The sequence below is a fragment of the Pseudoalteromonas sp. NH0006-46 genome (assembly GCF_057547735.1).
Genome location: NZ_BAAJML010000003.1, coordinates 173,585 through 189,045 on the forward strand (window position 1 = coordinate 173,585; position 15,461 = coordinate 189,045).

Here is a 15,461-nt window from a genome sequence, read left to right on the forward strand (position 1 = left end):
ATAAATTAGCACACAATCACAACAAATAAGCATCATTTAAGTCACTGGATAATGAAATTTACTCAACCTAAAAATTTTTTTAAATAGCGCCGCTAAAACACATGGTCACTAAACACTCAAAAGCACACATTTATTTTACATTTAAGCTTATTTAGTAAGCTAAAACAGAAGCCATTACTAAAACTTACTCTCGCATCCACCAGCCGAAATAAACAACAAAAAGATCAAAAATACGACGTTAAATTTAATTTTACTCACCCAATGTAAATAGCATAACTAAAGAAGGTAAATAAAATAGTAAATAGCGATCTATTTATCAGCAAAACTTAAACAAAATTTACAAAATAAAACAACATAAACAAAATTAATAAAACAAGAAAAGCCAACAATAGCAGGGCCTGCAGAGGGTTTATTCTTATTTATTAGCATGTAATAATCGATAATTCTTTAGCTAAATGTGATAACAACGTTGTCTATTAATAGCAGCGTTGATAAACATTTTTAAAACAAAAACCCATCAGGGAACACATGAAACATTATTCTTTAATTTCTAACAGCATAAAATGTGCACTACTAACCGCTGCTGCAACAGCGAGTAGCACAGTATTCGCTCAAGAAGAGCAGATAGCAAAAAAAATAGAGCGTGTTGAAGTAACCGGCTCTCGCATATTACGTGAAGGTGCTATTGCACCGGCTCCCGTAACAGTAATTACTGGCGATCAACTAATAAATAGTGGCGCCGTTAATATTGGTGAAGCATTAAACAACCTCCCTGCACTGGGTAGTACTTACTCAATGGCTAATTCTGGTCGCTTTATAGGTACTGCAGGTTTAAACATTCTTGATTTACGTAATATGGGAACAGACCGTACACTTGTACTTGTAAACGGTAAGCGCCACGTATCAAGTTCTGCGGGTTCACAATCTGTTGATACCAATACAATACCAAGTGTATGGATTGAGCGCGTTGAAATTATTACTGGTGGCGCATCTGCCGTATATGGTGCTGATGCTGTAACGGGTGTAGTAAACTTTATATTAAAAGATAATATTGAAGGCCTAGATGTAAGCCTGACCCGTGGCTTTGCCGATCTAAATAGCTATAACAACAAAAAAGCGACTTTTTCATATGGTTCAAACTTTAATGATGACCGAGGGAATGCCGCTTTTGCAGTAGAGTACTCTTCACAAGAGTCGTTAAATGCTTTAGACCACCCATGGACAAGCACATCGTTCAGTAGCTTACGTAATCAGGCTCAAACCGATGAAAACAAAGACAGCGCAGATTTCCCTGACAAAATACTTACACCTAATGCCGGTTACTACGCGATTAACAACGCGGGTGTTTATGCATTAGAAAACGGTTACACGAATAGCTTTAACCCTGATAGCACAGCACGCGATCTATACATTGGCGACAATGTTGACGGCCTGTCATGTGCTAACTGTGACTTTTTTAACCTAGGTCAGTTTGAAGAAATTCAACCAGAATTTGAACGTTACAACGTAAACTTTAAAGTTAATTACGATGTGACTGATGATTTAAATGCATACTTCGACGCTAAATACGTAAATAGCCAAGGCGAGAGCATAGGCCAACCTGCGTTTTTCTTTTTTGATAGCGACAATAGCATTAAGCTAGATAACCCGTATCTAGACCCAAGTATCAAAGCCCGTATGCAAGAAGAAGGTGTTGAGTCAATCATGGTAAATCGTATGATGACTGACTTAGGCCGACGCATTGAAAACAACACACGTGAAACAACACGTTTTGTCACAGGCTTACAAGGTACTGTATTTGAAGATTGGGAACTAGACACGTCAATCGTATACGGTAAAACAGAATTAGAGCGCGAAAACGGCGCTAACATGATTTTAGCTAACTACTTTAATGCGCTTGATGCCGTTGAAGATACAAATGGTAATATTGTGTGTCGTAGCGCAGAGGCGCAAGCTGATGGCTGTGTACCTGTTAATATTATGGGATTTGGCGCACCAAGCCAACAAGCCATTGATTACATAAACACAGTGTCTATTGGCGACTCTACCATTGAGCAAACTGTTGTTTCAGCTTCGCTTGCAAACGGCGCTATTTTTGAGCTACCAGCCGGTTATGTGGGTATTGCTTTTGGTGCAGAGTATCGCAAAGAAGAAAGCGAAACGAACGAGCCGGATAACGCAGAAGGTACGTTTTTCAATGCGCTTGGCGAAGATAAAGGCTCATTTAATGTACGCGAAGTGTTTTTTGAAGCGAGTATGCCTATTTTAACAGATTTACCGCTTATTCAAGACTTAGTTTTTGATACCGCAGTACGCCACGCAGATTACAGCACCATTGGCGATGCAACCAGCTGGAAGCTTGGTTTAGATTGGACGGTAAACGACGAGTTACGCGTGCGTGTAACGCAATCTGCTGCCCTTAGAGCACCGAATATTGGTGAAGTGTTTGGCGCACCTAGCCAGACTTTCTACACAGTTGACGACCCATGTCGTGCAGAAAACCTAAACGACTTGTCAAACAGCTCTACCCGTCGTGCTAATTGTGCTGCATTAGGTGTAGCAAATGATTTTAACTCAGACTACGATTCAGCGTCTTTAAATGGCTTAACGAGCGGTAACCGTGACGTAAAAGGTGAAGAATCTACAAGTACAACGGTAGGTATTGTTTACCAACCAGAGTTTATTGAAAACGCAGTATTAACTATCGATTACTGGGAAATTGAACTTGAAGACGCCATTGATACAATCAGCGCGCAAGATATTCTTGACCGCTGTGTAGACAGTACTACAGGCATCAATAACCAGTACTGTAATTTAATTACGCGCGATACAAACAGCGAGATTTCATTAATCCAAAACTCTGTATTAAACGTGGCGGGTCAAAAAGCGTCTGGTGTTGATTTTGAATTAGGTTACGATTTTGATGCCCTTGAAGGGAGTTTTAAAACGCGTTTAATTGGTACTTACTTAATTGAACGTAAAGACTACCCATTCCAAGATGATCCAAGCAACTTTATTGAAGCAGCAGGTACATCTGGCGAAGCTAAATGGCAAGCCAACTTATCTGTAAGCTACTCAATTGACCGCTTTTTCAGTACCGTTGAAACACGCTTTATTGACGAGGTCGACCTTTACACAAACGTTGAACTTGCTCAAAACTCAAACCCTAATAGCAACATGAACTACGGTAAATACTTTATCACCGATATGACGGTAGGTTACAGCTTTGATAGTGGTGTTGGCGTTAAAGTAGGTGTAGATAACCTATTTAACCGTGAACTACCATACGGTACACGTGGTACAGGTGCAGGCAGTGCAAGCTACGATAACATTGGCCGCTTTGGTTATGTAAGCTTTTCTTACAAGCTTTAATTTAAAGTGAATAATAGGCCAGGCAACGCTTGCCCGGCCTATTTGTTATTTTATATTACTTAGCCAAACACATTGATACGGTTCAAGCTCAATAGTTAACTGCCCTTCCTCTATTGTTTTTCCCGACACTAAGTCAAACCACTGCTGCGTATTAATTAAATTTAAGTCAGCCAATAAAAGCGTTTGCGGTTTATCGCTAATATTAAATACACAAAAAATACTTTGTCTGCGGTCTATACTCTGGCGCCAAAAGCCAAATAATCCTCCAGAAAGATGCAACGTAAACTGAGTGGCATTAGGGTGAAAGGCACTTTGTTTTTTTCGAACACCTAACAAGTTTTTAATTCCGGAAAACACTTTGTGGTGGTGGCTGTATTTTTCGCCAATTGCGGCTAATAGTTTTGACTCTTGCCAACGGTGGCGGTTAATGGCCCTATTGTGTTGCGAGTTTTCAAAACGTTCATAATCATTGGTTGTGGCAAGTAAACTATGAATGTATAAGCCCGGTATTCCCTCAAGCGCAAACATAATCGCATGTGCGCACATAAAACGCTCAAAGCCAAACTTATCTGGGCCATTGTGCGTCCCCTGCATTGCATCAAATAATGCAATATTTAGCTCATACGGTGTATGAGTACCATCGTTACTGGTTCGCATTGAAACCCGACCACCAAACTGCATAGTCGTACTTACCAATGATGCCACCTCTGTTGGCTGCAACAATCCTTCAATTGGCCTAAGCCCTATACCATCATGCGATGCAATAAAGTTAAAGTATGCGGTACCGTTTTGGGCCGGTGGCATACTCATCATCCAATGCTTAAGTGCCGTACTATCGCCACTTAATAAGGTATGCAGCAGTAACGGAGGTAAAGCAAAGTTATAAATGGCATGCGCTTCATTGGCATTACCAAAGTAAGAGAGGTTCTCTTGGTTTGGTATATTGGTTTCAGTAATTATTACTACACTAGGCTCTACATGCTCAATGAGCGTGCGCATTAGCCTGACAGCTTCATGGGTTTGAGGCAGGTTAATACAACTTGTATTAAGTTGTTTCCATAAAAATGCCACAGCATCGAGCCTAAAAAGCCGCACGCCATTATCTAAATAATGACGGATAATACCTACAAACTCTTTTAACACCTCAGGGTTAGCAAAATCAAAATCAACCTGATCATGGCTAAATGTGCACCATACATGCTTTTCACCACTAGGTGTTGTGACAGTATTGAGTAAAGACGACGTGCGTGGACGAACAACTTGGCTTAAATCGTCGCTTAAGCTTGCCGTTTTAAAGTAATCTTTGCCGGGATGCAAATCGTTTAAAAAGTTTTCAAACCACACACTTCGGCTCGAGCAATGGTTAATAACTAAATCAGCCATTAGCTTTACATCTTTAGCAATGCTTTTGATATCTTCCCAATCGCCTAACGACTCATTTACTTGCACGTAGTTCATTACCGCAAAGCCTTCGTCTGAGCTATACGGATAAAAAGGTAAAATATGCAGAGCGTTAATTTGCATATCGCACTGCTCTTTTATAAATCGGTGCAATGTTTTAAGCGGCGCTTCAATTGGATTTGACACTGCAAACTCAGCGTCATCGTGTTTGATAATCGAATCACCATACGCAATAAGTACAATATCTTGCTCATCCCACCGGTTTGTGTGGGGTGTTGGGTCGCGAAGAGGACTGTCACCTAAAATAATTTTTATCAGTTGCTGTGCAAACTCTGGTATAGACAATGGCAGCTCAACATCTTGATAAATAATGTGTAGATGCTGCTCTACTCGCTGTAAAAATAATTCATTCACTGTACTCACACGCGACTCCTTTAACCGTTTATTATTTTAACTTAGCTATATTCTTCGTTATCGAGTTCTACCGCTTCTTTTAAACGTTCAAATACATCTGGCATAGCCGACACGACACGGTTCCAACTTGGCACAAATGGCGCTTCCATTGGATTATCTAAAAAGTGTTGGCCTGCTTCCATAATGTTTTGTGCAAACATTTCAACAGCTTTTTCTTCTTGGTGAACATCCAGTGTTAAACCATTCATAAGCGCATCGTTGTGGTAAGTTTCTATAAAATCTAAGCCAATGCGGTAGTACGTTGCTTTTAATGAACGAATTGTCTCGCTGGTAAACGTTACCCCTTGCGTAGCGAGCTTTCTAAATAATGCTTTAGTAATATCAATCGACATTTTAGACAAACCAGCGCTTTGGTCGTCAAGCGACAACGCCTGGTGCTTATGATCGTAATTGTCGGCAATATCTACTTGGCACAAACGGTTATGCGAATAGTTTCGATACATTTCACTCAATACGCCTATTTCAAGACCCCAGTCACTTGGTATACGAATATCGTTTAATACATCACGCCTAAACGAAAACTCACCCGCTAATGGGTACCTAAACGAATCCATATATTCAAGGTAGTCTGTATTACCTAAAATTGTTTTAAACGAACGTAACAAAGGCGTCACTAATAAACGCGATACACGGCCATTAATTTTGCCGTTGGCTGTACGCGGGTAAAACCCTTTACAAAACTCGTAGTTAAAGCGCGGGTGTGCAACCGGATAAATAAGACGCGCAAGTAAGCTTCTGTCGTAGGTTAAAATATCGCAGTCATGAAGTGCAATAGACTCAACCTCAGCGGTTGCGAGCTTATAGCCCATGCAATACCAAACGTTACGCCCTTTACCGAGTTCACGTGGAGCAACGCCTAATTCTTGAAGCTCTTTGTCAAGTGCTTGCAAGCGCGGGCCATCGTTCCATAACACTTTATGATTTTGGTTCAGCTCTTTAAAAAAGCCGAGTGCGTGGCGGTACTGTTGCTCATCGGCCCGATCTAAACCAATTGTTATTTGTGATAAGTACGGCACTTCTCTTAATTCTTTTATTATATTTTGAAGTGCGGGGCCTTCCAATTCGCTAAATAAAGAAGGAAGTATTAATCCCATAGGGCGCTGTTTACTAAAGCCTACTAGCTCTTCTTCCAGCGCTTCAATGGGTCTGTCTGCAATGTTATGCAAAGTCGTAATAATGCCATTTTGATAAAAATCAGCCATGTGATTTTTGCTCCTCAATAGTATTTAAAATGCTGCTAATGCTTGGCAGTATCGTTATTTCTTCAATCCAGCCTTGCGGCGCGGGCGATTGAGAATAACGTGCCTTGTTATGTGATAATTTAACCGGCTTTTTACTGCTTGGATTATTGATGATGATGGCGATATCAGCGTGTTCTAACATTTGCTTATCGTTGTCACTATCACCGAGTGCAATTACTGTGAGAGGCTTTCTAAAATGTTGGGTAAATTGTTTAACTAACCACTGCTGAGCAGCGCTTTTATCTGTATTTTTAGCAATATGAATAAATCGGCCCCCTATTTTTATGTCGTAGCCTAATGTCGTTACATCACTTACAAAAGTGTTCAGCAACTCATCACTACCATACCAATATAAAGGGTCTGAATAATCACGGGTTTGAGCTCGCCTAGCCTTCGCGTTGTTTAAACCTGTAAGCTCACTTATCTGCTCACTACTTAGCTCACTAAATAATTTATAATGTGCTTTGTATTGCGCATCTAATGTGTCTAAATCACTCAACAAGCTTGATAATGGCGACGCTAATGCGTAACACCAATAACCTGCCACTTCTTTACAGCCTATTGGCTTAAGCTCAAAGTAGCTTTGCGGAATAAATACCGCGGCGCCATTTTCGACAATAAAAGGCTGCTGAATATTTAACTCATTTTTTATTTCAACCACTTCGCAAAATGTTTTGCTGGTGTTAAATACCACGGGAATGTGTGCACTTTGTAACTGCTGAAGTAATTCGCTCACATTACTTGTGTTGTAATCGGTATGATCGAGTAAAGTACCGTCTAAATCAGTAAAAATAATAGGCTGTAACGTATCGTCACTTGTCAGGTGCATGCTTGCTATGTCGCGATTGCTGTCAAGTTCAATCAATGAGTTTGCTTTGCGACTCAATGTGTTTAAGTTTTCACGAGTTATGCGCTCAAAGTGAGAAATAAAATAAACTAACTGTTCATCGGTCATGGTGCCAGCACCAACACCATTTTTGGCTATTAGCTTTTGTTCTTGCTCTTTTCGCCACGTAAAAACATCAGAAAAGCTAGGTGCTTTTAGCATGACTTTATAATCTATTTTATTAAAAATAGATTTATATTCGTTTGCTAAGCAGCTATTTATACACCGACGCCACACACCTTCTTTGTCATTTAATTGCTCTAATTCATTAAGTGGCTCACTGAGAGAAAATAGCGGCTGAGGCTCGCTACCTACGCACCACCCTTCTAAAATCACAATATCAATAGGGGCCGTGGTTGCTACCCAATCTTGCTTTGCAACGCAATCATCTTGATGTTTATTAAAACGCGGTAATGCAACCCCTACCTCACCAGCTAATAGCTTAGTTATTGTTGTGTTCATTAGCTCGGTGTCATGCGTGCCCGGTACACCACGTGTTACAAACAATGGATGCACATCTTCGGCTAGTTGTTTGCGGCTTTCTTTACCTAGGTAAAAGTCGTCAATCGATAACGCAATCGTGTTTAATGAGGTGTTGTTACTAAACCAAGTAACTAAAAAGTCAGCTAAGGTTGTTTTGCCTGAGCCTTGACAACCATTAATGCCAACAAAAAGAGGAGTCGATGATTTTTTTGATTCGAGAATGTCATGTGCAAGGGGTACAAAGTACTGCTCACTTAAATATTGGTACTTTAAAGGCAGTTGATGCTTTGCTAAAAACGGGGTTATATCCACAATATTGGCCTCTGACATAGTAACTCCTTAAATACATAGTGTTCAGAGTACTAAATGCAGGGACTAGACCAACATTATTTTTATAACCTTTTTAATAGGTTATAAAAAAGGAACGTTTTAAACGCGCCAATTTGGTGCAAATATTTTAACTAATGTGCAAAGTTATGCAGCGTTTTGCTCTACTTTGGGGAGTACTAAATTAAGCACTATACCTAAAACGGCACACAAGCTAACCCCCTCTAAACTAAATTGACTGCTACCTATGTGCATACCACCTATGCCACATACTAAAATAAGGGCAACAATAGTTAGGTTACGAGGGGCTGTTAAATCATCGCCCAACTTAACCAAGGTGTTTAATCCAACGACCGCAATCGAGCCAAATAACAAAATCATAATCCCTCCCATAACTGGCACCGGTATGGTTTGTAATCCGGCTCCCATTTTGGCAATAAACGCCAAGGCAATCGCAATAATAGCGGTCCACATCATTACTTTGGGATTAAAGTTTTTAGTCAGCATGACCGCACCAGTCACCTCTGAATAAGTGGTGTTTGGCGGGCCTCCAAACAACGACGCTGCTGACGTTGCTAACCCATCACCAAACAAAGTACGGTGCAAACCTGGCTTTTTTAAAAAGTCCTTTTTAGTCACTTGGCTTATCGCCATCATATCGCCAATGTGCTCAATAGCTGGCGCAATAGCCACCGGTACCATAAACAAAATAGCCTGCCATTTAAACTCTGGTAAAGTAAAGTTAGGTACAGCAAACCAGTATGCATTGGTTACAGCTTCAAACTGCACTACACCCAACATAAGCGATAGTCCATAACCAGATATTACGCCTGCTAATATAGGAATTAACTTAAATACTCCTTTGCCCCACACTGCAAAAATAAGCGTAACCACAAGTGAAAACATGGAAATTAAAATAGCACTGTTGTAATCAATTAACTGAATACTGCCATCACCTGTTTTACCCATCGCCATATTAACCGCAACAGGCGCAAGCGCTAAACCTATCACCATAATAACGGGGCCAACAACAACCGGAGGTAAAATTTTGTGAAGTGTAGCGACACCTTTAAATTTAACGAGTAAGCTTAATAACATATAAGCTACGCCGGCGGCCATCAACCCGCCCATCGTAGCGGGTACGCCCCACATTTGTACCCCAGCAATAATGGGTGCTATAAACGCAAACGAGGAGGCTAAAAATATAGGCACCTGCCCTTTAGTCACCAATTGAAATAGTAATGTGCCTACACCTGCTGTAAAAAGTGCAACACTTGGATCGAGCCCTGTTAATAGCGGTACCAATACCAACGCACCAAATGCAACAAATAGCATTTGTGCGCCAGTTAAAATTGTTTTAATTGAAAACGTTGCGTTACTTTTCACTACACACTCCTAAATTTAAACATTGCTTTTTGCAGTTATAAAGTAATAAACAAACACGAAAAAGGCCTTCCTCAGAAAGCCTCTTTTATAATTGCGTTGCCCATAACGCGAAACACAATTAACGCTAATTAATGATGACTACACCGTACCAAATATTTTATCACCCGCATCACCTAAACCAGGCACTATATATCCTTTCTCGTTTAAGTGGCTGTCTACCGCTGCGGTAAATATTTCTACATCAGGGTGAGCTGCTAACGTTTTTTCTACCCCTTCAGGGGCTGCAACTAACACTATAACTTTGATTTCTTTACAGCCCGCTTTTTTTAACATGTCTATTGTGGCAATCATCGAGCCACCTGTTGCAAGCATCGGGTCAATAACCAAGCTAAGACGTTGTTCAATGTTACCAACCAACTTCTCAAAATAAGGAATTGGCTCAAGCGTTTCTTCGTTGCGTTGAAGGCCAACTACGCTCACTTTAGCCGCAGGCAACAACTGCATAACACCATCCATCATACCTAAACCTGCACGTAAGATAGGCACCACTGTAATTTTTTTACCTTTAATATGCTGTACGTTAAGTTTGTTGCCATCCCAACTGGTTATTTCATTGTCTTCAAGGGGAATATTTTTCGTTGCTTCGTACGTTAATAATGTGCCGACTTCTGAGCACAGCTCTCGAAAACTTTTAGTGCTAATGCCGAAAGCGCGCATTAAACCTAATTTATGTTGAACAAGTGGATGAGTAATAACGTGAATAGCCATGATGAAAACCTACTTAGACAATAATTAGCGATATTTTATATTAAAAATGATCATTTGACCTGTAGTTTTAAACCAATTCTCATACATTGTGCGCAAATATATGTGTTTGTTTGATATTTATGCACAACACAATTGTAAAAGTTCAGCTGTTGGTTTCAAACCAACTCACAACTTGGTCATGCATATAACTATTTATTTTGTAATGCTCCGGGCTCCAGCCGGCTAAAAAGCGATAAAAATCAGCCCAAGCAGCAGGCCACAACGCTTTCCATTCCTTTGTTACCGCTTGAGCAGGTATATTAGGTTGATACTGAGTTAGTGCATGTTCTAACTCATAAAAATAATAGGTAAGTTCGCTTGTTGCATTAGCATGTAATTCTTCACAGCTATAGCAGCTCGTCATAAAATACATAACATCGACTATACCAACGCCAGCGCCTGTGTACTGAAAGTCGTAACCACGTATCTCATTATTTGAATTAACGGCAAAATTGGCCACTTTAGCATCGCCATGTAGTAACGTTTTATACTTAGCGTGTTTTAGCTGATAAGCTAATTTTTTAGCAACTACTTTTATATCAAACTCGTTATTAGTGTTTGACATAAGCGCGTTAAATTCATCTGGCCGAGTATTTAAATGCCAATAACACCCCTGCCCCCATAATTCATCATGCTGCTTATTCAAATTAAACGCATGGAAGTGAGCAAGCCACTTTAATATTGGCTTTATATGTAATGAGCTGGCTTGAGTAAACCCAAACTGAGTAAAATTTTTAAATACCAGCGCATACTCATCGCCAAAATTAATAGCCTTCACACATGCAATACTCTTTGCTGTTTTAGGTAAATGATGGCTATAAAGCTTATAAAAATGATACTCAACATGGTAAGACTGCTGCTTTCTTTTTAGTGCAAACTTACTTTGTTTTATTTTAGGGTGGTTTATGTGATTGGGTATTTTAATCGCCTTAATAACACAAGGCACATTATCAAGCCTGCACTCAACAATACTGCCACACCCGCTCCACAGCGAAGTAAGTGTTTCACCTATTTCAATATGTTTAAAGTGAGGCTGTAATAAAGGAAGGTAAAATGCCATAGCTGTATTAAGTTATTAATTTTTTGTAGTTTAACATTAGACGAAGTTATAGGTGAAAGTACTTAATAGAAACCATACAGTTTAATATGTTCACAGCTTTCCTTTTCAAATGACACCCATCTTAGTTTTTTTGCTGTATTTCTCGTTGTCGCATATACATAGCGTCTATGGTCAAAAAGAGTGCTTTAACATCAACGGTGCTTCCTTGAGATTTAATGCCCCCATCTTTTCCTATTAAAGTAACAGTATTTTTTTTGAGTCGGTACTGCTGTTTAATATTCGACATAAATGACTCGGATAATTGGCCAGAGTAGTTAGTTAAAGCCTCACTATCTTTTAAAATAAACCATACTATATGCCGGTCAACAATGCCCTCTGAGTGATTTTTCATAAGGCTTAATACGTAATCTGGATCTGTTGGTTGATTTACGATGATCAGCCGGTTTTCCCATCGTAAAGTGGAAAAATAATTCAATAGAGCACTTTCACTGGCGTTTGAAAACAAGCCAAGTGCAAGTAAAAAAGGTACCTGAGTTGTCTCATAGCATAACCTAAAATTAGAATTTAATTATTAAATACGCTCTGTTTAACATTGTAGTTTTGCTTATTTTATTTTTTAGCGTTTATAGCTGTAAAATATTTGTGTGGTTGAGATTGTTGTTTTAACCCGCTTAAAATGCAAGATTTAGGATGGGTGTCATGTTGATTTTTACCATCGTCACTTGTTAGTTGCCTACTGCTCTAGACTTTTTAAAACTTGTCTGGCTTCCGTATCTAAGTGCCTTACCCAAACTCTAGAGTCCTTTTTCAGTAAAATTATTCTGTCCATTAACTCTCCATGAAATGAACAACCCGTGGTCGTTTGATTTATTTTATTTGCTGTTCCTTTCAAGGAACGCTCTGTAATTAACCTAACACTCTTTTGAACGGGAATGATAATACGATATTCAATCTCCTCTGATGGCTCATTTGAATCATTTAGCAAAACTGCTTCAGCTTCTGGAGAAAAAATTCCTGTGATGTAAGCTATTGCAACAACGTCAGCTTCAGCAACTTCCTTTGCAAGATCAACAGGCGATGGCCGGCATGCTAGCAATGGGAAACATATTATGAAAAGCACTAAAGCCAGAATCGTACGCATAATATTCCTTGGCAAATAATGGGACTGTAGAATAACTTCAACAGTCAAACTCAATTAGAAACGGGCTTCTATAAATAACCCTAAGCGTTTTTAAAGCATTAGGTAATGCATTTTAACCCCATAAAACAAGCTGCTTTTATTTTAAGTGAGTAATTCTACAGGCTCAATGCCCTGATAACTGATAAATTTCATTTGACTGGTTTTTGCCCGCGAAAATGAAATAGAAAAGCTACAAAGTAAAATTTATCAGTTTACTCTGCTTGATAGAGGGGTTAATTGTCTGAAGTTATTTCTATATTTGGATCTTGACTCTTTATTTTTAAGCCATGTCCAGATTCAGTTTCAACAACATCAATTCGATATACCAAATGGTTACTACATTTTTCGATTTCCCAGTAATCAGTAAAACTCTCTACATCTTCTGTTTTTGAAATGAAAACGGGCATGAGGAACCCTTTGAGTCCCACTTTTGCTTTTTGATCTTCTGTAGCTAAAATAGGATTTTTTCCTTCCCTATACTTCTCATTTAGTGTTCTTTTACGATTTACTATTATTTGATTGTTTTTACAATTTATTGACTGAGTATCACGTAGTATTTGCTCTTTTACTTCACGTTCTAGCTTTGTATAATTAGCTAAGCTAGAGGTTTCCTTATCATAAAATGGTTGAGCGCAACTAAACAACATCAGGCACGATACCCCAACAGTTACTTTTTTCAATTTAGTACCTGCTCTTTTGATTTAAATTTATCCCTTAATAACATGTAGATTAACTCGTCTTAAATTTATTTTTATTCATGGTTCAACCATAGCCGAGTTCCTTTCTAGATTCAATTAGTTATACCAATCTTACGAGAAATATTAAAATAGGACAATTAATAAACAAGACAATTAATAAACAAGACAGCCACTTTAATTGAGTAAATAAAACGGTGCGACTAAGTTTACTCTTTTTGGCTAAAAACTTATCTCTTTTTACATCATCACCCGCACATAGTTCGTTAAGTGAGCGCTTATCACTGTTAAACCTAAATTACACGCATGAAAATAACTGCATGATTGCAGTTTTAATTCTTTATTGAAGACTTTAAACTTTATGCCAGTAGCTTTTCGCAGTTACCTATATTTGCTCGCCTTTTTCTATGTAGATTTTCACAGTAACTTTCTTGTGAGGTTGCCCTGCCTACTGCGCCGTGAAATACGTGCGTAAATTGCGTGGTCAGTTTTAACCAGTTTTCTGGGGAGATATTTACTCTTTCTAGTAAGGGCAAATGTGTGCTTTCAATATACCCGCGTTTACCTTCTCGTATACAACGTCCTGTTAATTCAACCAGTTCAAGGTAGCTTTTAAGTTCAAACGGTAACCCTTTTGGCATGATTTGACGTGGTATTCCGGCAAAACGTAATAGTTTTTTTGGTTGTTTGCCTTCTGTTGCACTTTCTAATCGTGTTTGCACACTCGTATGTGATGACTCTTCTGGCGTGTTTGCCATTTTGGCCCTAATTGGGTTTAAATCAACGTATGCCATACAGGCTGCCAATGCTGCTTCATCAAGTAGCGCTTGTGACTTGAAGCGGCCTTCCCAGAATCGCCCTGTGCAGTTATCTTCTTTATTCGCTTTACGCGCAATATCTTCATTTAATAACCGCATAAACCAACTGATACTTGCTAGCCGTTCACGGTATTGTTTTACTGTTTGATTAAAAAAGATAAGCTCAGCTTTACTTAACTTCTCACCTTGTATGTATTTTTGCGTAAGTGCGGTGCCTTTACATAGCTTGTGCCAACGAATAACAATTGCTTTATCATTTAGCCGATCCGCTTTTTTATCATCTACATACAGGACTAAGTGGGTGTGGTTACTCATGACTGCATAAGCACATACATCAATACAAAATACCTTTGCTAATTCAAGCAGCTTATCTTCAACCCACCCTCTGCGATGCTCAAAAGATTGACCTGTAAAACGATCTTCACCGCACAAGAAAGCACGTCGAACACAACGTGAAATACAGTGATAATACTTTGTATCAACCAAACTTACTTGACGCTTTCTTGCAATTGCCATGTGACACCCTGATTATATTTTGCACTAATTGAAAGTTAGTAAAAAATACGAAAAATACAAACTTTAGGATGGGTGTCATCTTTGTTTTTGGTAGGTCAATGATGTTGTGATGGTAGGTTTTAACGGAATATACATATGTATATTCCGCACCTTTTTTACCAGCTTTCCGATAAAATTTTACCTACTCTGCGAAAAAGTTTTACCACCTTGCCGAAATAAATTTACCACTTAACTGTCAAAGCCCACTGTATAAATCAGTATTTGATCGAAGATCTTTATTATTAATTTACAATTTGAAAACTTATCTTTAATCAAAATGCGACAAAAACTCAGGATTACTTCCACGGTTTTACCAAAATTTTAAATTTTGATCCGCTATGATTAGGCCATCAATCCTTAGCTAAGTGAGCCTTCTATGAACACAATTGTAAAAGACTGGCATATCGTTTCTGTTTTTAATGAAGAGGAATTAGTGGGCAAAGTTCTGTGGGGTATATGTGTTGATGACATGACTTACAGATTCAAAACTGGCGACTACATTAGCACATCTAAAATTATAAAGATCTCACCTCACAATCAGCTAATCAAAACCGCTAGCGGTAGCCTTTATCAAGTTATTGGCGAGGGCCAAAAAACTAAGGTGCAATTAAAGGACTTCGAACTACTTCGCCACGGCTTCAGCCCTGAGCAGATCACCCAATTGAATTTGGCACCAAACGGATTTTTTCATTGAGGCGCTCAGCCTGCCTTGAAAACAAACTCAAAGCCACAAAAGCCAGATAAAACAAAGCCCCGCGAGTGCAAACCTTCAGGTA

12 protein-coding genes are annotated in these 15,461 nt (G+C 39.0%); 2 read left to right on the plus strand and 10 right to left on the minus strand.

Annotated features, from left to right (window positions below; all coding sequences use genetic code 11):
• Positions 1-528: 528 nt before the first annotated feature.
• The gene (locus tag AC27I2_RS08570) at positions 529-3,372 is read left to right on the plus strand and encodes a TonB-dependent receptor domain-containing protein (RefSeq protein ID WP_487203997.1); all 2,844 of its coding nucleotides are present in this window, start codon (positions 529-531) and stop codon (positions 3,370-3,372) included.
• A 45-nt stretch (positions 3,373-3,417) separates the two neighbouring features.
• Here AC27I2_RS08570 and AC27I2_RS08575 read toward each other — a convergent pair whose 3' ends face one another.
• From AC27I2_RS08575 to AC27I2_RS08620, 10 genes are all read right to left on the minus strand, one after another.
• A complete protein-coding gene (locus AC27I2_RS08575; RefSeq protein ID WP_487203998.1) occupies positions 3,418-5,196 on the minus strand; it encodes a sugar phosphorylase in 1,779 nt (592 codons plus the stop codon).
• A 32-nt stretch (positions 5,197-5,228) separates the two neighbouring features.
• Entirely contained in the window at positions 5,229-6,449 is a 1,221-nt protein-coding gene (locus AC27I2_RS08580; protein ID WP_138529048.1) for a glycosyltransferase family protein, read from the minus strand.
• Positions 6,442-8,187 (minus strand): HAD-IIB family hydrolase, encoded by a 1,746-nt coding sequence (locus AC27I2_RS08585; protein ID WP_487203999.1) that lies wholly within the window; start codon positions 8,185-8,187, stop codon positions 6,442-6,444. Before AC27I2_RS08585 ends, AC27I2_RS08580 begins: the two co-directional genes overlap by 8 nt.
• Before the next feature lie 144 nt (positions 8,188-8,331).
• On the minus strand, positions 8,332-9,570 hold the full coding sequence (locus AC27I2_RS08590; RefSeq protein WP_487204000.1) for a uracil-xanthine permease family protein: 1,239 nt from the start codon (positions 9,568-9,570) through the stop codon (positions 8,332-8,334).
• A gap of 138 nt (positions 9,571-9,708) precedes the next feature.
• Positions 9,709-10,338, minus strand: coding sequence for a uracil phosphoribosyltransferase (gene upp, locus AC27I2_RS08595; RefSeq protein ID WP_006791732.1), 630 nt, complete (start codon positions 10,336-10,338; stop codon positions 9,709-9,711).
• Positions 10,339-10,480: 142 nt separating this feature from the next.
• Positions 10,481-11,437 (minus strand): protein kinase family protein, encoded by a 957-nt coding sequence (locus AC27I2_RS08600; protein WP_487204001.1) that lies wholly within the window; start codon positions 11,435-11,437, stop codon positions 10,481-10,483.
• 121 nt (positions 11,438-11,558) lie between these two features.
• The gene (locus AC27I2_RS08605) at positions 11,559-11,942 is read right to left on the minus strand and encodes a DUF4174 domain-containing protein (protein ID WP_487204002.1); all 384 of its coding nucleotides are present in this window, start codon (positions 11,940-11,942) and stop codon (positions 11,559-11,561) included.
• 228 nt (positions 11,943-12,170) lie between these two features.
• Positions 12,171-12,578 (minus strand): hypothetical protein, encoded by a 408-nt coding sequence (locus AC27I2_RS08610; RefSeq protein ID WP_487204003.1) that lies wholly within the window; start codon positions 12,576-12,578, stop codon positions 12,171-12,173.
• 272 nt (positions 12,579-12,850) lie between these two features.
• Entirely contained in the window at positions 12,851-13,297 is a 447-nt protein-coding gene (locus tag AC27I2_RS08615) for a hypothetical protein (protein WP_487204004.1), read from the minus strand.
• A 374-nt stretch (positions 13,298-13,671) separates the two neighbouring features.
• The gene (locus AC27I2_RS08620) at positions 13,672-14,646 is read right to left on the minus strand and encodes a transposase (RefSeq protein WP_138529058.1); all 975 of its coding nucleotides are present in this window, start codon (positions 14,644-14,646) and stop codon (positions 13,672-13,674) included.
• A 415-nt stretch (positions 14,647-15,061) separates the two neighbouring features.
• Between AC27I2_RS08620 and AC27I2_RS08625 the strand changes: the two genes are divergently transcribed.
• A complete protein-coding gene (locus AC27I2_RS08625; protein WP_487204005.1) occupies positions 15,062-15,379 on the plus strand; it encodes a hypothetical protein in 318 nt (105 codons plus the stop codon).
• Positions 15,380-15,461 lie beyond the last annotated feature (82 nt).